Source organism: Maritimibacter alkaliphilus HTCC2654, from assembly GCF_000152805.1.
Classification (GTDB): domain Bacteria; phylum Pseudomonadota; class Alphaproteobacteria; order Rhodobacterales; family Rhodobacteraceae; genus Maritimibacter; species Maritimibacter alkaliphilus.
Window position 1 is genome coordinate 480,681 of record NZ_CH902578.1, and the last position, 22,117, is coordinate 502,797.

Annotated in this window: 22 protein-coding genes; 11 read left to right on the top strand and 11 right to left on the bottom strand. The window is 65.8% G+C overall.

The window, feature by feature from the left end; translation table 11 throughout:
- The first annotated feature begins 5 nt into the window (after positions 1 to 5).
- The 5 genes from ntrX (at position 6) to hflX (ending at position 6,074) form a co-directional block, all read left to right on the top strand.
- Entirely contained in the window at positions 6 to 1,442 is a 1,437-nt protein-coding gene (gene ntrX, locus RB2654_RS03500; RefSeq protein WP_008328662.1) for a nitrogen assimilation response regulator NtrX, read from the top strand.
- A 57-nt stretch (positions 1,443 to 1,499) separates the two neighbouring features.
- Entirely contained in the window at positions 1,500 to 2,876 is a 1,377-nt protein-coding gene (gene trkA, locus RB2654_RS03505; protein WP_008328664.1) for a Trk system potassium transporter TrkA, read from the top strand.
- 9 nt (positions 2,877 to 2,885) lie between these two features.
- On the top strand, positions 2,886 to 4,412 hold the full coding sequence (locus RB2654_RS03510) for a TrkH family potassium uptake protein (RefSeq protein ID WP_008328666.1): 1,527 nt from the start codon (positions 2,886 to 2,888) through the stop codon (positions 4,410 to 4,412).
- Positions 4,413 to 4,551: 139 nt separating this feature from the next.
- A complete protein-coding gene (gene hfq, locus RB2654_RS03515; RefSeq protein ID WP_008328667.1) occupies positions 4,552 to 4,788 on the top strand; it encodes an RNA chaperone Hfq in 237 nt (78 codons plus the stop codon).
- Positions 4,789 to 4,790: 2 nt separating this feature from the next.
- Positions 4,791 to 6,074 carry a GTPase HflX gene (gene hflX, locus RB2654_RS03520; protein WP_008328668.1) on the top strand — a complete coding sequence of 428 codons (1,284 nt, stop codon included), beginning with the start codon at positions 4,791 to 4,793 and terminating at the stop codon, positions 6,072 to 6,074.
- 281 nt (positions 6,075 to 6,355) lie between these two features.
- Here the strand turns inward: hflX and RB2654_RS03525 are convergent, their stop codons facing one another.
- Complete coding sequence (locus RB2654_RS03525) at positions 6,356 to 8,839, bottom strand: penicillin acylase family protein (protein ID WP_008328669.1); 2,484 nt, start codon at positions 8,837 to 8,839, stop codon at positions 6,356 to 6,358.
- A 77-nt stretch (positions 8,840 to 8,916) separates the two neighbouring features.
- On the opposite strand from RB2654_RS03525, the gene RB2654_RS03530 reads away from it, so the two are divergent.
- From RB2654_RS03530 to RB2654_RS03540, 3 genes are all read left to right on the top strand, one after another.
- On the top strand, positions 8,917 to 9,780 hold the full coding sequence (locus RB2654_RS03530) for an NAD(P)-dependent oxidoreductase (protein WP_008328670.1): 864 nt from the start codon (positions 8,917 to 8,919) through the stop codon (positions 9,778 to 9,780).
- 93 nt (positions 9,781 to 9,873) lie between these two features.
- Positions 9,874 to 10,458: a HupE/UreJ family protein gene (locus RB2654_RS03535; protein ID WP_008328671.1), complete on the top strand. Its 585-nt coding sequence runs from the start codon at positions 9,874 to 9,876 to the stop codon at positions 10,456 to 10,458.
- Complete coding sequence (locus tag RB2654_RS03540) at positions 10,455 to 11,060, top strand: hypothetical protein (protein ID WP_008328672.1); 606 nt, start codon at positions 10,455 to 10,457, stop codon at positions 11,058 to 11,060. Before RB2654_RS03535 ends, RB2654_RS03540 begins: the two co-directional genes overlap by 4 nt.
- On the opposite strand, the gene RB2654_RS03545 is transcribed toward RB2654_RS03540, so the two are convergent.
- From RB2654_RS03545 to RB2654_RS03580, 8 genes are all read right to left on the bottom strand, one after another.
- Positions 11,057 to 11,623 carry a lipid-binding SYLF domain-containing protein gene (locus tag RB2654_RS03545; protein WP_008328674.1) on the bottom strand — a complete coding sequence of 189 codons (567 nt, stop codon included), beginning with the start codon at positions 11,621 to 11,623 and terminating at the stop codon, positions 11,057 to 11,059. The two genes, RB2654_RS03540 and RB2654_RS03545, sit on opposite strands and share 4 nt — an antisense overlap.
- A gap of 117 nt (positions 11,624 to 11,740) precedes the next feature.
- Positions 11,741 to 12,385 carry a PAQR family membrane homeostasis protein TrhA gene (trhA, locus tag RB2654_RS03550; RefSeq protein WP_008328676.1) on the bottom strand — a complete coding sequence of 215 codons (645 nt, stop codon included), beginning with the start codon at positions 12,383 to 12,385 and terminating at the stop codon, positions 11,741 to 11,743.
- A 79-nt stretch (positions 12,386 to 12,464) separates the two neighbouring features.
- Positions 12,465 to 13,304, bottom strand: a complete 840-nt coding sequence (locus RB2654_RS03555; RefSeq protein ID WP_008328677.1) for a TPM domain-containing protein — start codon at positions 13,302 to 13,304, stop codon at positions 12,465 to 12,467.
- Positions 13,301 to 14,701, bottom strand: a complete 1,401-nt coding sequence (locus RB2654_RS03560; RefSeq protein ID WP_008328678.1) for a pyridoxal phosphate-dependent decarboxylase family protein — start codon at positions 14,699 to 14,701, stop codon at positions 13,301 to 13,303. The genes RB2654_RS03555 and RB2654_RS03560 overlap by 4 nt, the downstream gene beginning before the upstream one ends.
- A 42-nt stretch (positions 14,702 to 14,743) precedes the next feature.
- Complete coding sequence (gene tpiA, locus RB2654_RS03565; RefSeq protein WP_008328679.1) at positions 14,744 to 15,490, bottom strand: triose-phosphate isomerase; 747 nt, start codon at positions 15,488 to 15,490, stop codon at positions 14,744 to 14,746.
- 60 nt (positions 15,491 to 15,550) lie between these two features.
- The gene (locus RB2654_RS03570) at positions 15,551 to 15,862 is read right to left on the bottom strand and encodes a TfoX/Sxy family protein (protein WP_008328680.1); all 312 of its coding nucleotides are present in this window, start codon (positions 15,860 to 15,862) and stop codon (positions 15,551 to 15,553) included.
- Positions 15,859 to 16,224 (bottom strand): HesB/IscA family protein, encoded by a 366-nt coding sequence (locus RB2654_RS03575; RefSeq protein WP_008328681.1) that lies wholly within the window; start codon positions 16,222 to 16,224, stop codon positions 15,859 to 15,861. Before RB2654_RS03575 ends, RB2654_RS03570 begins: the two co-directional genes overlap by 4 nt.
- Positions 16,225 to 16,231: 7 nt before the next feature.
- Complete coding sequence (locus RB2654_RS03580) at positions 16,232 to 16,597, bottom strand: SUF system Fe-S cluster assembly protein (RefSeq protein ID WP_040884351.1); 366 nt, start codon at positions 16,595 to 16,597, stop codon at positions 16,232 to 16,234.
- A 245-nt stretch (positions 16,598 to 16,842) separates the two neighbouring features.
- Here RB2654_RS03580 and RB2654_RS03585 point away from each other — a divergent pair, with 245 nt between their 5' ends.
- Both RB2654_RS03585 and RB2654_RS03590 read left to right on the top strand, forming a co-directional pair.
- Entirely contained in the window at positions 16,843 to 17,178 is a 336-nt protein-coding gene (locus tag RB2654_RS03585) for a 4a-hydroxytetrahydrobiopterin dehydratase (protein ID WP_040884353.1), read from the top strand.
- On the top strand, positions 17,175 to 18,248 hold the full coding sequence (locus RB2654_RS03590; protein WP_008328684.1) for a hypothetical protein: 1,074 nt from the start codon (positions 17,175 to 17,177) through the stop codon (positions 18,246 to 18,248). The genes RB2654_RS03585 and RB2654_RS03590 overlap by 4 nt, the downstream gene beginning before the upstream one ends.
- 154 nt (positions 18,249 to 18,402) lie before the next feature.
- Here the strand turns inward: RB2654_RS03590 and rimK are convergent, their stop codons facing one another.
- The gene (gene rimK, locus RB2654_RS03595) at positions 18,403 to 19,782 is read right to left on the bottom strand and encodes a 30S ribosomal protein S6--L-glutamate ligase (protein WP_008328685.1); all 1,380 of its coding nucleotides are present in this window, start codon (positions 19,780 to 19,782) and stop codon (positions 18,403 to 18,405) included.
- 135 nt (positions 19,783 to 19,917) lie between these two features.
- On the opposite strand from rimK, the gene tgt reads away from it, so the two are divergent.
- The gene (gene tgt / locus RB2654_RS03600) at positions 19,918 to 21,048 is read left to right on the top strand and encodes a tRNA guanosine(34) transglycosylase Tgt (RefSeq protein WP_040885424.1); all 1,131 of its coding nucleotides are present in this window, start codon (positions 19,918 to 19,920) and stop codon (positions 21,046 to 21,048) included.
- On the opposite strand, the gene RB2654_RS03605 is transcribed toward tgt, so the two are convergent.
- Complete coding sequence (locus RB2654_RS03605) at positions 21,045 to 22,034, bottom strand: hypothetical protein (protein ID WP_008328687.1); 990 nt, start codon at positions 22,032 to 22,034, stop codon at positions 21,045 to 21,047. The genes tgt and RB2654_RS03605 overlap by 4 nt on opposite strands.
- Positions 22,035 to 22,117 lie beyond the last annotated feature (83 nt).

The following is a 22,117-nucleotide window of genomic DNA, read 5'->3' on the forward strand; positions in this document are numbered from 1 at the left end:
GACCTATGACCGACATCCTGATCGTCGACGATGAACGCGATATCCGTGAGTTGATTTCGGATATCCTTGAGGACGAAGGATATACGACGCGCAAGGCGGGCACGTCGGACGAGGCGATGGCGGCGGTGACCAGCCAGCCGCCCGCGCTGATGATCCTCGACATCTGGCTGAAAGACAGCGCGATGGACGGGATCGACATCCTCAAGGCCGTCAAGCGCGACTATCCCGAGGTGCCGGTCGTCATCATCTCGGGCCACGGCAATATCGAGATCGCGGTGGCGGCGATCAAGCAGGGCGCTTACGACTTCATCGAAAAGCCGTTCAACATCGACCAGTTGATGGTGGTGATCGCGCGGGCGATGGAAACCTCGCGCCTGCGTCGTGAGAACGTGGAACTGAAGCGCAAGGGAACCGGGCCGGTCGACATGATCGGGGCGTCTGCCGCGTTCAAATCCCTGAAATCCAATCTGGAAAAGGTCATGCGCTCGAACGGGCGCGTTCTGCTCACCGGGCCTGCGGGATCGGGCAAGGAACTGGCCGCGCGCACGATCCACGCAGGGTCCGATCGCTCGGGCGCGCCCTTCGTCATCGTGAACTCCGCCGCGGTTGAGCCAGACCACATGGAAGAGGTTTTGTTCGGAAGGGAAAGCCCCGAGCGGGGCATCGAAGAGGGGCTGCTGGAGCAGGCCAACGGTGGCGTGATCTATTTCGACGAGGTGGCCGACATGCCCCCCGGCACGCAATCCAAGATCCTGCGCGTGCTGGTCGAGCAGAGCTTCACCCGTGTCGGCGGGTCTGACAAGATACAGGTAGACGTGCGCGTGATTTCGTCCACCACCCGCAATCTTCAGGCCGAGATCGAAGCCAAGCGGTTCCGCGAGGAACTGTATCACCGGCTGAACGTGGTGCCGATCCACGTTCCGCCGCTGGCCGACCGGCGCGAAGATATCCCGGTGCTGGCCGAGCATTTCATCAAGGTGTTCAACGCCACCCAGGGTCTGCCGCTGCGCGATCTGACGGATGAAAGCGTGGCCGTGCTTCAGTCGATGCCGTGGCCGGGGAACGTGCGCCAGTTGAAGAACGTGGTCGAACGGGTGCTGATCCTCGGCGACGGCACCGGCCCGATCGACGCGGGCGAACTGCCCGGCAGCGAAGGGGGCGACATGGGCGTCGCGCCGGGGGGCGGGATCATTCTGCCCACCGCGCTTGCGACCCTGCCGCTCCGCGAGGCGCGCGAGGCCTTCGAGCGGGAGTATCTGATGACCCAGATCAACCGCTTCGGCGGCAACATTTCCCGCACCGCGAATTTCGTCGGGATGGAACGGTCGGCGCTGCACCGCAAGCTCAAGAGCCTTGGGATCGTGACCGGCACCAAGTCGGGTGCGCGGGTGGCTTACGTGGCCGAGGGCGAGGATGGCGAGGATCAGGCCGAGGCCTCCTGATTGACCCTTGGCCCGGTTCCTGCCAAGGGTTGAGCGACGACAAAGCAGGATGTCCGAATGAAAGTCATCATTTGCGGCGCGGGCCAGGTCGGCTGGCAGATCGCGCGCCACCTGTCGGGGGAACGCAACGACGTGACCGTCGTGGACAACAACCCCGATCTCGTCGCCCGCGCGACCGAAACGCTGGATGTGCAGGGGATCACCGGCTTCGCCTCGTATCCCGACGTTCTGGACAGCGCAGGCGCGCGTGACGCCGACATGGTGATCGCGGCCACCCATTCGGACGAGGTGAACATGGTCACCTGTCAGGTGGCGCATTCGGTTTTCGCCGTGCCGCGCAAGATCGCGCGGCTCAGGGCGCAAAGCTATCTCACCGCGATTTACCGCGACCTCTACCGGCAGGACCATCTGCCCATCGACGTGGTCATCAGCCCGGAGCGCGAGGTGGCCGAGGCCGCGCTGCGCCGGTTGCAGGCCCCGACCGCCTTCGACACCGAGCGGTTCCTGAACGACCGGGCGACCCTTCTGGGGATCGCGCTGGAGGAGGACTGCCCGGTGGTGAACACCCCGCTCAGGCAGCTCACCGATCTGTTCTCGACCCTGAACGCCATCGTCGTGGGGGTGCGGCGCGAGGGCACGCTGTTCGCGCCCGAAGCCAATGACCAGTTGTTCCCCGGCGACCAGATCTATGTCTTTTCCGAAACCAAGGACGTGAACCGCACGCTCGAGATTTTCGGCAAGCAGGTGAAACGGCAGGAGCGCGTCGTGATCCTTGGCGGCGGCAACGTGGGCCGCGCCGTGGCCGAGGCGCTGGAAACCCGGACCGACCGAGTGCGCGCCAAGATCATCGAGCTTGACCGGGGTGTGGCCGAACGAGCGGCGGATTCGCTGGAACGGACCGTGGTTCTGCACGGCAACGGGATGGACAAAGAACTGTTGAAAGAGGCCGGGATCAGCCGGGCCGACGCGGTTCTGGCCGTCACCTCGGACGACAAGGTGAACATGCTGGCCGCCGTGCGCGCGCGCAACATGGGCTGCCCGATGTCGATCTGTCTGGTGAACGACCCATCGCTGGTGCCGTTGATGGAGCCTCTGGGCGTCGACGCCTATATCAACCCGCGCCAGACCACGGTGTCCTCGATCCTGCGCCATATCCGGCATGGCCGGGTGCGCGGCGTCTATTCGGTCGGCGATGCCGAGGCCGAGGTGATCGAAGCGCAGGTTCTGTCGACCAGTCCCATGGCCGGGAACCGGATTGCCGACATCGATTTTCCCGAGGGCGTGCTGGTCGGCGGCGTGCTCAAGGGCGATCGCTACGTGAAGCCCGCCGGCTCCACCCGGATCGACGAAGACGACGTGGTGGTGATTTTCGCCATGGCCGGGGACGTGCCCGAGGTCGAGCGCCTGCTTCAGGTCTCGATCGACTACTTCTAGCCGCGCGCGATGTTCGAGACGCTCGCCAAGCTTCCGCTTCTGGTCACGGTCATCGGCCTGTGCGCGCTGGCCATGCTGCTCCCGGCGGCCCATGCGCTTGTGATGGAAGACGATCACGTGGCGGGGACGTTCTTTCTGTGGTCGATGCTGTCGCTGGTTTTCGCGCTGATGCTCGCCATCGCCATGGCGGGGCAAAGCCGCTCGGACCGGCCGCGTCGTCACCTGATCGGGCTTCTGTTCATCTTCACCGTCCTGCCGCTGCTGCTGGCGATCCCGTTCCAGCAGGCGGTGCGCAACACCTCGTTTCTGAACGCCTATGTCGAAATGGTGTCGTCCCTGACCTCGACCGGGGCCACGCTGTTTCACGAGCCGGGGCGGCTGTCGCCCTCGATCCACCTGTGGCGGGCGACCGTGGGCTGGCTGGGCGGCCTGTTCGTCTGGGTCAGCGCCATCGCTGTGCTGGCGCCGATGGCGCTTGGCGGGTTCGAGGTGCGGGCGCGGCGTATCGCCACGCAGGGCGCGCAGATCACGCAGATCGAAAAGGTCGCCGACCTCTCGGCCCGTGTGCGGACCTATGCGATCCGGCTGTTCCCGATCTACACCGGGCTGACGGCGACCCTGTGGCTCGGCCTGATCCTCGCCGGTGAGACGCCGCTCATCGCGCTGTGTCACGCCATGTCGACGCTGTCGACCTCGGGGATTTCCCCGGTGGGCGGGGTCGCGAACGGCGCGTCGGGCTATGGAGGCGAAGTGATGATCGCGATCTTCATGGTCTTCGCGGTGTCCCGTCTGGCGTTTTCGCGGGACGGGCAGGGGTCGGAAATGGCGCGGTTCATCCATGACCCGGAGGTGCGACTCGCCACGATCATCGTCGTGGTCGTGCCGCTGTTTCTGTTCGCCCGGCATTTCATGGGCGCCTACGAGGTGGCGAGCGAGATGACGCTGTGGTCCGGCCTCGCGTCGCTCTGGGGGTCCGTTTTCACCGTGCTGTCGTTCCTGACCACGAACGGCTTCGTCTCGAACGCATGGAACACGAGCCAGGCCTGGTCGGGCCTGTCGACGCCCGGCCTGATCCTCATGGGGCTGGCCCTTGTCGGTGGCGGCGTGGCCACCACGGCGGGCGGGGCCAAGCTGCTGCGCGTCTGGGCGCTTTACCAGCATGGGCGGCGCGAGCTCGACAAACTCGTGCATCCGAACTCGGTCGCGGGATCGGGGAGCGAGGCGCGCCATATCCGCCGCGGCGGGGCCTATATGGCATGGGTGTTCTTCATGCTCATGACGCTTTCGGTCGCGGTCGTGATGATGGCGTTTTCCTTCACCGGCGAGAATTTCGAGCAATCCGTCGTGCTGACGGTCGCGTCGCTGACCACCACCGGGCAACTGGCGGAACTCGCCGCCTCGGAACCGATCCGATACGGGCTTCTGTCGACCTCCGGCAAGCTGGTGTTGTCGGCGGCGATGGTGCTGGGCCGTCTCGAACTTCTCGCCATCGTTGCACTTCTGTCGCCGGATGTCTGGCAACGGCGCGGACGGTGAGCCGGGGACCGGGGTGCAAAAGATTTCGGCAGAGCGATTATTTTTGGGGGGTTTAAATTCCTAACGCCTTCATTACTATTGAAAGAGTTAGGGATACCTGCCGTCTTGCGGCAGCACGATAAAACAAGGGCAATAAGCGATGGCTGCTGACAAGCAAAACCTTCAGGACGCATTCCTGAATCACGTCCGCAAGGCCAAGGTGCCGGTGACGATCTTCCTTATCAACGGGGTCAAGTTGCAGGGCGTCATCTCGTGGTTCGACAACTTCTGCGTGCTCCTGAAGCGGGACGGGCAGAGCCAGCTTGTCTACAAGCACGCCATTTCCACCATCATGCCGTCGCAGCCGATCAACCTCTACGACGGCGACGATAACTGATTTTGGAACCGACGGGCGAGCCGGGCGCGACGCGCGCCTGGGTCATTCATCCTGAATTGACCTCGGATCAGGAGCGGCGGGACGCAGGGCCCGCGCTCGAGGAGGCCGTGTCCCTTGCGCTGGCCCTGCCGGGGCTCGAGGTCGTGGGCAGCCAGATCGTGCGCCTGCCCAAGCCGCACCCCGGTCACCTGTTCGGCACCGGCAAGACCGATGAATTGGCCGCGCTGCTCAAGGCCAACGAAATCGAGCTCGTCCTGATCGACGGGCCGGTGTCGCCGGTGCAGCAGCGCAACCTCGAACGCGAGTGGAAGGTCAAGATCCTCGACCGGACCGGGCTGATTCTCGAGATTTTCTCGGACCGCGCCGCGACCCGCGAGGGCGTGCTTCAGGTGGAAATGGCCGCGCTGTCCTATCAGCGCACGCGACTGGTCAGGGCATGGACCCACCTTGAACGTCAGCGCGGCGGGCTCGGCTTCGTCGGCGGTCCCGGCGAAACGCAGATCGAGGCTGACCGGCGCGCGATCGACGAACAGCTTACCCGGCTGCGCAAGCAACTGGCGAAGGTCGTGAAAACGCGCGAGTTGCGCCGCGCCGCCCGTGCCAAGGTGCCGTTCCCGGTGGTCGCGCTGGTGGGATACACCAACGCGGGCAAATCGACGCTGTTCAACCGCATGACCGGGGCCGAGGTCATGGCCAAGGACATGCTCTTCGCGACCCTCGACCCGACCATGCGCGGCGTCGATCTGCCCGGCGGGCGCACGGTGATCCTGTCGGACACGGTGGGCTTCATTTCGGACCTGCCCACGCAACTCGTCGCCGCCTTCCGCGCGACGCTGGAAGAGGTGCTGGGCGCGGACCTGATCCTGCACGTGCGCGACATCGCCCATGACGAAACGCAGGAACAGGCCGAGGACGTGCTCGCGATTCTCGAAGATCTGGGCGTGGACGAGGACGTGCCGCTGATCGAGGTCTGGAACAAGATCGACAAGCTCGACGACCAGACCCGCGCCGCCTATCTCACACAGGCCGACCGCACGGACGAGGTGGTGGCGATGTCGGCCTGGACAGGCGAAGGGGTCGATGCGCTTTATCCCGCCATCGACGCGGCGCTGAGTGTCGAGACCCGTGAGGAAGATCTGCTGATCCCGTTTTCCGAGGGGCGCAAGCGGGCCTCGCTTCATGAAACGGGCGTGGTGCTTGACGAGGTGCAGACCGAGGACGGATGGGAAATCACCGTGCGCTGGACTGACAAGCAGGCCAATCAGTTCCACAAGTCCCACGCATAGACCGGCCGCCGCCAGAGGGCGTTCGGCGACGGCCAGCCTATTACCGTGAGTGACGGCAGGTTGCCCTCGCGTTGCGAAGCGTTCGGGATCAACCGAGGCGCTATATGACGATTGCGTGACGATTTGCCTACCCCTTCGAAATCGCGGATAGGCCAATAATTGCTGACTGAATCATTCTTCGTCTGACCAGTTGGTCTAAAACGGAACAAGATCAAACCGCTAAGACGCGGCGCTGCGAAAACGCCGTTTTCCGTGACGTAGCGTCATAAATGACCAAGTGTTCAGTTCTGGGGTCCGGCCGGGGTCAGAACCGTCGTCCCGACCGAGGCGGCGCGGGCCAGATCCGGGTCCAGAGACATCGGCACATATTCGCCGCGCCGCCACAGATCGCCCAGATCGTCGTAATGGCGCGACAGGAAATGGCCCGATTGCCCGGTCGAGGTGATGAACAGCGACGAATCCGGGTCGGCGAAGTCATAGACGCCCCGGTAGCCCGCACCATGCACGTTCAGGAACGGGTCAGGGTCGCGCCCCGAGGTCTTGCCGCGCAACAGCGTGTTGTCGCCCCCCGAGGTGGACTGACGGATGTTCACGAACCATTTCAACACGGGTAGATCGCCCAGCACCTGATGGTCATGCGTGGCCTCGTGCGCGTCGCCCCAGCGCAGGCTTTCATAAGAACTGCCGTAATGCTCGTCGATCCACAGGAGCGCGTCGTCCAGCGCCTCGCGCGCGATCTCGGTGCAGGTCTCGGTGGGCGCGGATTGCACCACGTCGCACCAGACGCTCGCGCCGTCCACGTCGCGATAGACCCGTTCGATGAAGATCGGCTCGACATGGTGGAACACGGTGGCGAGCGGCCCCATCTCGTCGCGGATCAGGCGGTTCTGAAGCGCACGCATCCACGCCATGTAGATCAGCGGTTCCGGCAGATGCTCGTTCATCTCGCCGTTCCAGTTGGCAAGCAGGTCCAGCGCCTGTTGCCGCTTGCGGTCGGGCGTGCCCTCGGGCGCGGCTTCGCCCGTGAACCAAAGGTCGGCCCCAACGAGCGGCAGAAGGTTGCGCGCGGTGGGCGACACGATGTCGAGCTGGGCCTCGATGAAGCTTTCGCGGGTGTGCACCTCGCGGTTCTGCATCAGGAATTCCCACCGCTGGATGCGCTGACTGTCGCCCCAGTCGTAACTCACATGCAGCGGAAAAGGCCGCTCGAGCAGCTTGTTGTTGGTGTTGCCGACGATCCCGCCCGAGGGCGAGACGAACTGCGGATTGGCCGCATAGGCTTCGCGCCCGACCCAACGGTTCTCCTCCCGCCAGCCGGGGGCGGGCAGGCGACCGAAGGTCATGTGATCGGCGTCGCGGCGCGGCATGGCGCCGATGGTCTTGAGCGCGATGGTGTCGCGGTCGATCATCGTGACGTTCTGGCTGGGTGCCACGAAATCGCGACCGGCCTCGATCCCCTGAACGACAGACTTGGCCTGCATCAGCTTCATCGCGGCGGTCATGGAGCGGTCGTTGCCGGCCAGCAGCGTCCACCCCAGCGAGGCGACGTGACCGGGCGGGGTGACCGAAGCGAGGTTGTAGTGCTTGCCGGGGATGATCGGGCCGTTGTCGGACCATTGCAGGTTGATCGTGACAGGCGCGGCATCCTTGACCCGGATGATCGACGACCGCTGCGTCAGGGGCTGGTAGCCAAGCGGGGTCATCACCTCGGCGGGGTTCTCGGGGTTCACCTTTTCGATGAACACGTCCTGATCGTCGAGGTAGGACGAGGTAAGGCCCCATGCGAAATCGGCGGACCGGCCAAGAAGGACCGCGGGCACACCGGGCAGCGTGCCGCCGATGACGGCGCCGGAGGCCAGCTCCAACCGCGCGAGATACCAGATGGTCGGGGCCGAAAAGCCAAGGTGCGGGTCGTTGGCCAGAAGCGTGCCGCCTGCCGCAGAGCGATCGGGCGCGGCGGCCCATGCGTTCGACGCGCCGCCCAGCCCCCGGTCCGCCGCCGGGTAGAGCAGCGCATCCTCCGGGCTGTCGTCATAGGCCGCGAACTGCGTGGCGTCCGGGCGGTCGGGGAACAGCGAGGCATAGTCGGGCAGGGCGGCCACGCCGCTCCCCGGCATGTCGGGCAGGATGTCGGCCACCCGGTCCTCGTCCAGCGACAGGGAAACGCGGGCGCGCAGCACCTCCTCCTCGATATGCCCGGCGAGTTGCACGCCCATGAGCTTGAGGATCGCGATGGAATCGGCGGGCACCCACGGGGAAATCGCGTTGTCGAACAGGAAGAATTCCGGCGCGCCGCGCCCCAGCGCCTCGTCGTTCACCCGGTCGAGCCACGCGTTTACACCGCGCGCATAGGCGGTGAGCGCGGCCTTGGTCGCGTCGTCCTGCGCCTCGACCGAGGCTTGCGCGAGCCGGTAAAGGTCGAGCCGCCGCATCAACTCGTCGGTCTTGAGCGTGCGCTCCCCGAACATCTCGGACAGGCGGCCCTGCACCGTGCGGCGCATCGTGACCATCTGCCAGAGCCTGTCCTGCGCATGGGCATAGCCGAGCGCGAAGTAGACATCATTGTCGGTCTTGCCGAAGATATGCGGCACGTCGTGGTTGTCGCGCACGATCTCGACCGGAGCTTCCAGCCCGATCACGCTCCGCTCGGCCTCGTAATCCGGCAAAGACCGGGATGCGAGGTAGTAGACGAAGGCGAGCGCGAGAACGGCGAGCACCAATACGGCACTCACACCGCGCACCATCCATTTGAAGAGAGACGCCATGGGACCCTTTGTTGACCTGTCCGCTGCCCCCGTTCATTAAAGGCTCCAAACAACAGGTGCAATGAAGGGAGAGCGAGATGGCCAAATGCGCATTTCTGGGGCTTGGCGTGATGGGATACCCGATGGCGGGCCACCTTGCGGCCAAGGGGCATGAGGTAACCGTCTACAATCGCACGGGCGCCAAGGCCGAGGCCTGGGTCGCCGAGCATGGCGGGCGGGCGGCAGCCACCCCGCGCGAAGCGGCGGAGGGTGCCGAATTCGTGATGGCCTGCGTCGGCAACGACGACGATCTGCGGGCGGTCTGCACCGGCGACGACGGCGCGTTCGCGGGCATGAGCGAGGGCGCGATTTTCGTCGATCACACAACGGTGTCGGCGATGGTGACGCGGGACATGGCCGAGGTCGCGGGCGAGGCCGGGATCGGTTACGTCGACGGGCCGGTATCGGGCGGTCAGGCCGGGGCCGAAAACGGCGTGCTCGCCATCATGTGCGGCGGGGCCGAGGAAACCTTCGCCAAGGCGGAGCCGGTGATGGCCGCCTATGGCCGCTCAATCAAACGGCTGGGCGACACGGGCGCGGGGCAGCTCACCAAGATGGTGAACCAGATCTGCATCGCCGGTCTGGTGCAGGGCCTGTCCGAAGGGCTGGCCTTTGCCGAAAAGGCCGGGCTCAATGGGCGCGCGGTGGTCGAGGCGATCTCGGGCGGCGCGGCCGGAAGCTGGCAGATGGTGAACCGCCACGAAACCATGCTGGACGACAAGTTCGACCACGGATTCGCCGTCGACTGGATGCGCAAGGATCTGGCGATCTGTCTGGCCGAGGCCGAACAGACCGGGGCGGCGCTTCCGGTCACGGCGCTGGTCGATCAGTTTTACAAGGACGTGCAGAACATGGGCGGCAACCGCTGGGATACCTCGTCGCTGATCAAACGGCTGCGGTGAGGCGCGAAAAAGCGCGTCTGGTGAAACTGACCGGCCCCCGCTAGCGTGACTTTATATAGAAGCGGCGGACAGACCGCCGGACAGGGAGAGATCATGCGTATCACGAAATCCTTCGCGGCGGCGCTGCCGCTCATGCTCGTCGCCTCGGTCGCGGCGGCCCATACCGACAGCGACGTGGGCGGGTTCATCTCGGGCTTCACCCATCCGATCCTCGGCTGGGACCACGTGATCGCGATGGTCGCGGTCGGCCTGTGGGGCGCGTTCCTCGGCAAGCCTGCGATCTACATCCTGCCCGTGGTCTTTCCGCTGGTCATGGCCGTCGGCGGCGCCCTTGGGGTGATCGGCGTGCCGATCCCAGCGGTCGAGGCGGGGATCGCGCTGTCGGGCGTGGTGCTTGGCCTGCTGATCGCCTTCGCCGTGCGCGCGCCGCTTTGGGTCGCGGGCGTGATCGTCGGGGTGTTCGCGATTTTCCACGGCCATGCGCATGGCACCGAACTGCCTGATGCGGCGAATCCGTTCGCTTACGGCATCGGCTTTGTCATCGGCACCGGGCTTTTGCACCTTGGCGGGATCGCGCTGGGGCTGCTGGTCGGTTCCGCCGCTGGCCGGATCGTCGTGCGTGCGGCGGGTGCGTTGATCGCCGCGGTCGGTGCGGCGTTCCTGTTCGGCGTCGCGTGAAGCGCCTCGTCCTTCCTCTGATCCTCGTCCCCGGCGCGGCGAACGCCCATGCGTTCAGCACCGGGGCCGATGCCTATGGCGCGTTTCTGGAGGGGGCCGGGGTCATTCTTGGTTATCCCGCGCTGATCCTGCCGCTCGCCACGCTCGCCGTCGCCCTTGCCCTATGGAAGACCGAGGGGATGGTGGCCGCCTGGCCCGCGTTCCTGATCGGTCAGGTGATCGGCATGGCGCTTGCGCCGCTGGTCGGGATATGGATCGCGCTCGTCCCGCTCGCCTTCGGGCTGGTGCTGGGCGCGCTGTCGGCCATTGCGCCGCTGGAACGTCTTGGCCCGGCGATGCCGGTCTTTGCCGGTCTCACGGGGGCCGCGGTCATGGCTGCGGCGCTTGAGGGGCACAGCTTCACCGAGATCGGGGTTGCGATCCGGCTGGGCCTTTTCGTCGCGGCGAATATCGCCACGGCGGCGCTGGCCGGTGTCGTGCGTGTGATCCTCGAACGATGGGACGGGCAGGTGGCCCGCATCGGCGCGCGGATCGCGGCGTCATGGCTGGCCGCGATCCTCGTGCTCTATCTCGCCTTCGCCGTGGCTGGCCCCGCGGCTTAGGGAATGATCCGGGTGTATTTCGACCCTTCGACGGTCGCGCCCACGATCAGTCCTGCGGTCCCGAACACCATCGCGACGACAGGCGTGGTGCCTGCCAGCGTGTCGGCCGAAAACCGGTCGCCCTCGTTCAGAACCGCGTATTTGATGTCCGCGCCCGCGACCCAGCCGGGGGAATAACGGAACTCGCCCAGCGCATCCTCGGTCATGAAGAACAGGACGTGGGCATATTGCTGCGCGCCGACCTGAATGCCGAGGCTCGCCTTGGTCTGCGAGTAGTAATCCACCGTCGCGCCGCCGACCCGAAGTGCACCGCGCCCATAGGCGCCGCCGACGAGGATGCCGGCCTCGGTCACCAGCGGCATGACCAGCATACCGACCGATTTCGACCGCAGATCCTGCGCCTCGGGATAGGTGGAGAAGAGATAGTTCAGCGTGCTGTCGACCCGCGCGTCGATCGTGCCCGCCGCGTTCGAGCCCATGCCGTTGTCGCAGCCAGCGAGTGCGAGGCTCGCGCCCGCGCCCCCGGCGGCCAGAAGGACCCCACGTCTGGTGTATGTTTTCATGCCCGTCGCCTCTGTGTTGTGGCTTGCCGGGTCTTCGCCCGGATTGGGGGCAAGTCTACGCGAGTTGGGCGGGCCTGTCACGCAAGGGTGATCCGCAGGCGGAAAACCGCGCGGCCCTCAGGCGAAGCGGACGACCAGCAGGACGGCGGCGTAATGCGTCGCGGCGGCGGCAAGGACGTGTCCGTGCCAGATCGCGCGGGCATAGGGCAGAGCCTTGTGAAAAAAGATCGTGCCGACGGTGTAGACGACGCCGCCGATGACCAGCAGCACCAGCGCGGCCAGCGGCAGCGCGGCGACGATGGGGCCGATGGCGGCAAGACAGAGCCAGCCCTGCGCGATGTAGAGCCAGAAGCCGAGCTTTTCGATCCGGTCGAACCAGACGACCTTGAGCACCACGCCGGTCAGCGCGATGGCCCAGCTCGCCACGGCCAGCGCGATGCCATAGCCGCCGCCCACGCCGATCAGCGCCACGGGCGTATAGGTGCCTGCGATCATCAGGTAGATCGCGGCATGGTCGAACCGCCGCAGCACGGCCCGGATCGGGGCATGAAGCGTCATGTTGTAGGCGGCCGAGAACGCGAAGGTGGCGATCAGCCCGATGGCATAGGGCACGAGCGCGGCCAGATGCGCCCCCTCGACCGACAGCGCCGCCCAGGTGAGCAGGACGCTGGCACCGGCGACGGCCGCAATCACGCCGATGACGTGAAGCACGCCATCCGCGAGGTGTTCCTTGGGGCTATCTGACAGAACGAAACGGGTCATGGTTCTAAAGTAACGCACGGAACGGATAAAGTTCAGTTGACGTGGCGGTCACTTCGGTCACGTTTCGGCAATCGCTCGCCTACCAGCTTCCGGACGCGCCGCCCCCGGAACTCGACCCGCCGCCGAACGAACCGCCGGACGAGGAGGAGGATGAGGTGATCATCGGGATCGTGTAGGGGACGACCGAGTGATAGCCGCAGCGCGGGCAATCCGTGACCTTTTCCCCCTTGCCGGTGCGCGAGCGGGTCGGGGCCAGCAGGCGGTGGCGGGTGGTGTGCAACCCGCGTTCGCCGCACTGGGGGCAGGTGCGGAAGCGGTCGATGATCTTGCGCGAAAACGCGGCCACGACGCCGCCGATCACCGCCAATGTGCCCAGCACCCAACCCAGCGGGCTCCCGTCTCCGCCGGATCGTTCCGGGGGTTCCTCGCCGTTCCAGTGGGCGCGGGCGATGCGCTGGATCACCGCGTCGGTGCCGTCTTCGATCCCCTTAGCATAGTTGTCGTTGCGAAACTCCGGCAGGAACACGCGGTCGATGATGTCCTGCGCCTCGCGGTTGAAGGCGCTGCCGTAGCCCGACCCCAACTCGATCCGCATCTGACGGTCGTCGCGCAGGACGAGGATCAGGATGCCGTCGTTCCGGCCCGCGTCGCCGATGCCCCATTCATTGAACAGGCCGGTCGCGAAGTCTTCCATCGTGTCCGTTGGTGTGAAGCCGCCGCGCGTGTTGAGCGTCAGCACGGTCGCCTCGACCCCGGTCTCCTCGCGTAGCACTTCGAGCTGTCGCTTGATCCGCGTCTCGACATCCTCCGGCAGGATGCGCGCATAGTCGTTTACGTAGATGTTTTCGTAGACCGGCCAGCTTTGCGCCGTGGCCAGTGCGGGCCAAAGGAGGGCGAGAAGGGCGACGAGGCGGATCATGGCAGGCTCCCGGCGATCTCGTTCAGAACGTCAGGCACCATCATGACATCCTCGCGCGTCACGTCAAACTGCCCGACCTGCATCCGGATGACATACCGGCCCGCGTGAGTGGTCTGGGTCAGGTAGATGCGCCCGTCGCGGTTCACGGCGTCAAGCAGCCGCGCGGTCGTGGCATCGTCGCGGTAGGCAAAGGAAAAGAGCGACAGGATCGGCTCGGTCACAATCTCGAACCCGTCGAGGGCGGCGATGGCGTCGCGTGCCTCGTTCGCCCAGGCGACGTGATTGCGGATACGTGAACGCAGGCCCGTAAGCCCTTCGGATCGCAGGAGGAACCAGATTTTCAAGGCCCGGAAACGGCGGCCCAGCGGCAGCGTCCATTCGTTGTAGTTGACGATTTCGTCCGCGCCGGGGGTTTGCAGGTAATCGGGGCGCAACCCCATCGCCTGAATTTGCGGGCCGGGGTCGCGCAGGAACTGGATCGAACAGTCGAATTGTGCGCCGAGCCATTTGTGCGGGTTGAACACGACCGAATCCGCTTTCTCGACACCGGCCCACAAGTCCCTGAATTCAGGGCAGATCATGGCCGATCCGGCCCATGCCGCGTCCACGTGTGTCGGCAGGTCATGGGCGCGCGCCACGTCGATACAGGCCGCGATGTCGTCGCAGGCCCCGATTGCGGTCCCACCTGTGGCGAGCACGACACCCGCAGGCCTGTGGCCCGCATCCAGATCGGCGCGGATCGCCGCGTCGAGGGCGGCGGGGTCCATGGAGTATCGCGGATCGTCCGGCTTCCCGGCCACTTTGACGAGGTTGTTCTGGCCGATGCCCGACAGGCGCACCGCCTTGTCCACCGAACTGTGCGTCTGGGCGGATGCGTAGATACGCAGTGTCGGGGCACCTGAAAGCCCTTCGCCAATACCCTGAAACCCCAATGCTTTCTCACGCATCGTCGTCACGGCGGAAAAGGTCGCGGTGGTCGCTGAATCGTGGATCGTGCCGGTGAAATCCGCAGGCAGGCCCAGCGCATCGCGCATCCAGTCGACGACCAGCGCCTCCATCTCGTTCGCCGCCGGGGCGGTCTGCCAGAGCATCGCCTGCGAGGCCATCGCGTTCGCCAGTTGCTCGGCCAGCATCGACACGGGCGCGGCATTGGCCGGGAAATAGGCGAAGAACCGGGGGTGCTGCCAATGGGTCATGGCATCGGGGACGAGGCGGGCGAAATCGTCGAAAATGGTCTCGATCGCTTCGGGCTGTTCCGGAACCGGGGCGTCGATCAGCTTGCGGAAGTCACCGGGGGCGAGGTCGGGGCGCACCGGACGGTCCCGCAGGCCCGCGTGATAATCGCGCGCCCAGTCCGCCGCGCGTTTCGACCAATGCGCCAGCTCGTCGTGATCCATGCCGTCCTCCCTTACTTAACGTGTTAAGTAGTAGCGGTCCGGTCACGCATCCTCAAGGGCCGAGATGATGGGCGAGAAATCGGCGGCCTTGAGGCTCGCACCGCCCACGAGGGCGCCGTCCACGTTCGAGACCGCGAAGATTTCGGCCGCGTTGCCGGGTTTGACGGACCCGCCATAGAGAATGCGGGTCGAGCGGCCCACGCCCGCGCCGAAGCGTTCCTCGAGCCGTGCGCGGATGAAATCGTGCACTTCGCCGATCTGGTCGAGGGTCGGGATCTTGCCGGTGCCGATGGCCCAGATGGGTTCATAGGCCACGACAAGCGTCTCTCCGGTCACGGCATCGGGGATCGAACCGGCGAGCTGGCCCGAGATGATGTCCAGCGTGTTGGCGGCTTCGCGTTCCTCCAGCGATTCTCCGACGCAGATCACGACCTTGAGGCCCGCGGCCAGCGCGGCCTTGGCCTTTTCGCGAACGTCCTGATCGGTTTCCTCATGGTCCTCGCGCCGTTCCGAATGGCCGAGGATCACATATGTCGCGCCCGCATCCGCCAGCATCCCGGCGGCGATGTCGCCGGTATGGGCGCCGCTGTCCTTGGCATGGCAGTCCTGACCGCCGGTTGCGATCACGTCGCCGGCGGCGTCGGTGAGACGAGAGAGCAGGGTGGCCGGGGGGCAGATCAGAATGTCGACGCCCGCGCCCTTATGCGCTTTGCAGATGCCTTCGACCTCGGCCAGATCGGCCGCCGTGCCGTTCATCTTCCAATTGCCAGCCGCCAGTTTGCGCCGCATTTCCGTCTCCCTCGTCAGTGTGCGGGAAACCGTAACGTGCAGGGGCGGGAGGGCAAGGGGTCAGAGCGCGGCAAGCGCGCGGCGGCCCCAGTCGGCGGCAAGGTCGGGGTCGTCGAGGGCCGCGTCGGGCAGGGTCCAGTAATGCATCCCGCGCCCGCCCTCCATCTCGAACTTGGTGGACCCTTCGGCGGCGAGGCTTTCCGCGAAAGGCCCCTTGGCCTTGAGGAAAATCCGACCGTCCGAGGACAGGATCGCGAAAATCTGCCCCTCGCAATAGAAAGAGGCCCCGCCCATCATCTTGCGATGGGAGAGGCCCCCGATTGCGTCGAAAACTTCGTAGACATGGGCGATCTCGTCGTCCGAGACGCTCACTTCTGCGAACCGATGGTCTCGTCGAACTTGATCGATTCGCCGCACCCGCAGGCATCGACCACGTTCGGGTTGCGGAACTTGAACCCGCTTTCCAGAAGCGAGGTCTCATAGTCGATTTCGGTGCCGAACAGGAACATCTGCGCCATCGGCGCGATCATCACGCGTGCGCCGTCCTGTTCCACGACCTCGTCGTTCGGGTCCACGTCGTCGACGTAGTCCATCGTGTATTCCATACCCGCGCAGCCGCCTTTCTTGACGCCGATGCGCAGGCCCTTGTGACCGCCCTTATCCATCAGCCGAGCGATCTGCACGGCGGCGGTGTCTGTGATGGTCACGGCTTGTTTTCCGGGTATTGCGAACATGGTTTCCTCACATGAATCCGAGTTCGAGTCGGGCTTCGTCCGACATCATGTCCATGCCCCAGGGCGGATCCCACGTCAGGTCCACGTCGACGGATTTCACGCCGTCCACGGGCCCGATCGCGTCCATCAGCCAGCCGGGCATCTCGCCTGCCACCGGGCAGCCGGGCGCGGTCAGCGTCATCATGATGTAGACGTCGTTCTCGGGATTGATGTCGATGGTGTAGACAAGCCCGAGGTCGTAGATGTTGACCGGGATTTCCGGGTCGTAGACGGTCCGGCACGCCTCGACCACCTGATCGTAGAGCGGGTGTTCCGTGCTCGACGGCTTGATGAGGGGCGCGCCTTCCATCTGTTCGGGGCTTTCGGTGTTCATCGTTCGTCCTTCGAATTCCTGACTGAACATATAGGATTTTCGGCAGGTGAGGTCTAGGGGGCGCACAGCCCTGCATGGGCGATGAGAGGGCGGATTTCACGCTATTGCGATCCAGTGGGGATGGCGTGTCGCATTGACGGATGCGGATTCGCGCCGGATTCTGAACGCTGTGGGCGGTGCGGATCGGGTCTGAACCCGAATGCGGCCTCACGCGTTGGGCACGACCTGACAGACTGGAGGACACGATGACAGCATTGACCGAAAAATCCTGCACCGACCTGCCGAAAGGCACGCCTGCGCTGAAAGCCGATGAACTGGAGGCGCTGAAGGCCCAGATCGACCCAGCATGGCAGGTGGACGAGACGGTGCTGACCCGCAGATACGAGACCAAGAATTTCGCCAAGGCGCTGATGTTGGTGAACGGGGTCGGTTATCTGGCCGAGGCCCAAGGGCATCATCCCGACATCAAGCTGGGCTGGGGTTATGCGGAAGTGAGCTTCACGACGCATTCCGTCGGCGGGCTTTCGGAAAACGACTTCATCTGCGCGGCCAAGCTCGACGCCATGGGCCTCGCCGGGTGAGGCTTTGGCGCCTTGCCGCGCTGGCGCTGGTCGCGCTGGTGTCCTGCGGCGAGGTGCCGGACGTTTCGCGCGCCGCCGGAGACGATGTTCTGGCACCCTATGAGGCAGCGGCGTGGCCTAGGTACCTGACCGACCTCGCACTGCCGCGTGACCGGGATTACGTGATCCTGTCCTACCTGCCGCCCGCCGTGCCGCTCGACCTACGCACACCGGAAACGATGCGCGCGACGCTCAGGGCGGGGTTGAGCGACCTGGCGGCGCTGGCCGAGGCCAAGACCAAGATCGGGCATACGATCGTCGCATGGCAATGCGGCGCGCATCAGGGCGTGACATCGATGACCGGAGAGACCCGGTTGCAGGCGACACGGATGATGCTGTCGGGCTGGGGGATCGTGCCGCTTCTGTCCACCTTTCAGGACGGACATCTCTACACCGAAGCCGGGTTCAGCCCGCGTCACGACCTCGCCTTTCGGCAGGGCAAAGGCGTTGTCACGGCGGTCGAGGTGGACCGGGCGAGCTGCACGCGGCTTCGGCGGGCGCTGGAGGACTTCGTGACGCATCCCGCGCAGCCCGCGCGGAATTTCGGGCTGCTGGCCGATCCGCGCCGCTTCGAGGGGGGCGGATGCCTGACCTTCGCGTGGTATCTCAGCGGGGCCGCCGGGGTGATCGGCGACATGCAACATCTGTTCCGCCGGGACATCGAGGTGCGCGCGGTGCAGATCGGCGCATGGCGCCCGGTGCCGCCGGGGGTCGTGCCCTGGCGCCCGGACGGTCACGTCTGGCGCGACACCCCCCTGAGCCTTCGGGCGTTTCTGGGCACGCGCTGGGATCGGGGGCCGGTCGTGGCGCGGCTGTCGGTGCCGGACGGGGAGGCGTTTCTGGGCGCCATGATCGCCCTGCGCGACGGGGTTCAGGAGACTCAGGACTGGCGAGCGGGCCGAGTGGTGCCCGGCCACGGTGCCGTCGTCGAACGCGCGGAGGTGGCCGCGCGGCGCTATGCGAACCGCTTTCCCGTCCGCCGTTTGGCCGACCCGGACGGCGTCGCGGCGCTGGTGCTCGAAACGCACTGACGATTTCGCAAAAGGAGCGGGCTGAAGCCCGCGCAGGTTTTGCGCGTTTCCGCCTGTGGCGGACACGCGCGGCGGGAGGGGGACCAGTCCCCCTCGCCACGTTCGCGGGCGAACGCGGCTCACCCCCTGAGGTATTTGAGGACCAGAGAAGCGGTCAGGCCGCCCCGCTTTTGCGGCGGCGTTTCGGGACCGGGCGGGCGCGGCGTTCGACCTCGTCGAAAAGGAGCCCCGCGATGTTCTTGCCGGTGGCGGTTTCGATGCCTTCGAAACCGGGAGAGGAATTGACCTCGAGCACCTTCGGGCCGGTGGACGACCGGAGCAGGTCGACGCCCGCCACGGAAAGCCCGAAAGCGCGGGCCGCGCGCAGGGCCGTGCGCCGTTCTTCGGCCGAGATGCGGACCTTTTCCGCCTTGCCGCCCCGATGCAGGTTCGAGCGGAAATCGCCGTCGGCCCCGGTGCGCTTCATCGAGGCGACGACTTTCGCGCCGATGACGAAGCAGCGGATATCCTCGCCCGCCGCCTCCTTGACGAAATGCTGGACGAGGAAGTTGGCCTTGAGGCCCCGGAAGGCGTCGATCACGGATTCGGCGGCCTTGCGGGTTTCGGCAAGCACCACGCCGCGCCCTTGGGTGGATTCGAGCAGTTTGACGATCATCGGTGCGCCGCCGACGAGGCCCACGAGGTTGGCATTGTCCTTGGGCGAGGCGGCGAAGGCGGTGTCGGGCATGCCGATCCCCGCCTTGGCCATCTGCTGATGGGCGAAAAGCTTGTCGCGCGATCCGGCGATCCCGGCGGAGGAGTTGAGGCAGAAGGTGCCGATGGTTTCGAACTGGCGCACAACGGCGGTGCCGTAGGTGGTGATCGAGGCGCCGATGCGTGGGATCACCGCGTCGTAGACCGGCAGGCGTTTGCCGTCGTAATGCACTTCGGGGGCGAGCGCGTTGATCGCCATGTAACAGCGCGTGGTGTCGATCACCTCGACCGTGTGGCCGCGGCTTTCGCCTTCTTCCACCAGCCGGTTCGTCGAGTAGTTGTTCTCGCGCGACAGCACGCAGACACGCAGCGCCCGGCGGGGCTGGGCCTTGGCGACCTCGGACGTGTGGTAGACGTCATAGCCCAGTTCCGGCTGAAGCAGACGGTCATGGGCCGAGATCGTGATGTGGTCGAGCAGCGCCTGACGCCCGAGCAGCATCCGCGAGGCCATGGTTTCGCGGTTGGTCAGGGTCACTTCGATGGGCCAGCTCTGGCCGCCGACCGACAGGGTCGTCTGGATCACCACCCGGTTCTCGCTTTCGCCGTTGGACGACGTGACCTCTCGCCGGTCGACGACGGTGGCCGAGCAGGGGATCACGATGTCGTCGCGCCCCGGCACGGGCCGCACCGTGAAGCGCACCTTGGGGTGGTTCGAAGGCCCGAAGGTTTCGATATCGTCGGCATGGAGCGCGGAGGTGCGCGCGCCGGTGTCGATCTTGGCCTTGACGGCAGGGACGCCGAGGTCGGGGAGAGAGAGCCATTCCTCCCACCCGAAATGCATTGGTGTGCCGGTCAAAACGTGCCTCGCCTCTTGTGATTCTCTCGGTGCGCGGACCCCAGCCCTAACATCTCCGCATGTCACAAAGACAGGGTGCGCCGCTTGCTCTGGTGTCATGGCAGGGCTATGAGCGCCGCCATGACAGAACGCTTTTCCTATTCCCTGAACGCCACCGACGGCAAGGCCCGCACTGGCGTCATCTCGACCCCGCGTGGCGAGATCCGCACGCCCGCCTTCATGCCCGTGGGCACGGCGGCGACCGTGAAGGCGATGCTGCCCGAAAGCGTGGCGGCGACCGGGGCGGATATTCTTCTGGGCAACACCTATCATCTGATGCTCCGGCCCGGGGCCGAACGGGTGGAGCGTCTGGGCGGGCTGCACCGGTTCATGAACTGGGACAAACCCATCCTCACGGACAGCGGCGGGTTTCAGGTGATGAGCCTGGCCGAATTGCGCAAGCTCACCGAGGAGGGCGTGACGTTTCGCAGCCATGTGGACGGATCGAAACATGTCCTCAGCCCCGAGACGAGCATGGAGATACAGCGCCAGCTTGGGTCCGACATCGTGATGTGCTTCGACGAATGCCCCGCGTTGCCCGCGGATGAGACGACCGTGGCGCAAAGCATGCGTCTGTCGATGCGGTGGGCGCAGCGGTCGCGCGATGCGTTCGGGGATCGGCCGGGCCATGCGCTGTTCGGCATCCAGCAGGGTGGCGTGACGGAAGATTTGCGGGGCGAAAGTGCCGAGGCGCTGACCGCCATCGGGTTCGACGGCTACGCCATTGGCGGTCTGGCCGTGGGCGAGGGGCAGGAGGCGATGTTCGGCGTGCTCGACTATGCGCCGGGCATGCTGCCCGAAGACAAGCCGCGTTACCTGATGGGCGTGGGCAAGCCCGACGATATCGTGGGGGCGGTGAAGCGCGGCGTGGACATGATGGATTGCGTGCTGCCGTCCCGCTCCGGGCGCACCGGGCAAGCCTGGACGCGGCGCGGTCAGGTCAACATCAAGAACGCGCGCCATGCGGACGATCCCCGGCCTTTGGACGAGGCCTGCGCTTGCCCGGCCTGCACCGGCTATTCGCGCGCCTACCTGCACCACGTGTTCCGGGCGGGGGAAATGATTTCAGGGATGCTCCTGACATGGCACAACCTGCATTATTATCAGGAGCTTATGTCGCACATGCGGGCGGCGATCGCCGAGGGGCGGTTCACGGCGTTCGAGGCGCAGTTCCACGCCCTGCGGGCCGAGGGCGATATCGACCCGCTCTAGCGTTCCGTCCGGGGCAGCGATGAGATCCATTGCGGCAAGGGGGCGCGCCTGCGGTCCGGGCCTGTGTGCGGTTTCGCTTGCGCATAGACGCTGTTGAAATAGTCGGCGGACGAGATCTTTTCGGGACATTTGATGCGCACGCCGCCCGCGCTGTGGCAGAGCGCCTGCGTGGTCTCTTCGACCCGTGACAGCCGCAGGTCGAGCCAGCGACCGAGGGTGTCGTCAAGCCAGCCCCGGGCGTGGCGGCGGATCGGCAGGGCATCGGCGACGTGACAGATTTCGACGCGCCTCCGCGCCCCCTGGTCGGTGATGCGGAACGATGTCGTCCCTTCGAAGGTGTTGCCACGTTCGGGGTCGACCCGTTCGATGCGCAGCCGGACGAAATGCGGCGCGTCGATTTCGTCGACATGCAGCAGAAGCTCGGACGACCGACCGGGCGGGCGCCAGTTCAACAGGCGGATCACCCGGCGCGACGGGTCGGCATAGTCGATCGACACGACATCGGCATCGGGTATCTCGTCCAGATGGCCCGGCGTCGGCACCAGACCATACCACAGGTCTTTCGCGCTGAGGGACGAGGACGCGTGGGCGACGGTGCGGCGGCGGATCGGGGTGAAGCGGTCGGACCAACGCCCGTTCAGCGCCGTATGCATCACGACGATGACGAAGAGATACAGAAGTACCGCCGAGGCCGCGTTCAGATGCGGGTTGGCGAGGTTGAAGTTCGAGGTGGGCAGAAGGTGCCCGAGACCCACGAACACGAAGTTGGAGACCGCCGCCACTTCGACCGCGAAGCGAAGGCGCGGGGCCGCGATCGCGACGCCGCCCGCCACGACGAGCAGGAGCAGAACGGTGCCCACGTCGCGGGCGATGGGCAGGTCGGTGGATGCCGTGTTCCATCCGAGGGTCAGCGACAGGGCGAGCATCAGGGCCGTGAACGACAGCCGCCGACGGTCGCGAAAGATGTGGCGATACAGGTTGCGCATGGCAAATCTCCTTGGCCGGACCATGGAGATGCGCGTGAAGCTGGGCAGGAATGTGACCGCCCGGCCTGTTTCGTGTGTCGTGG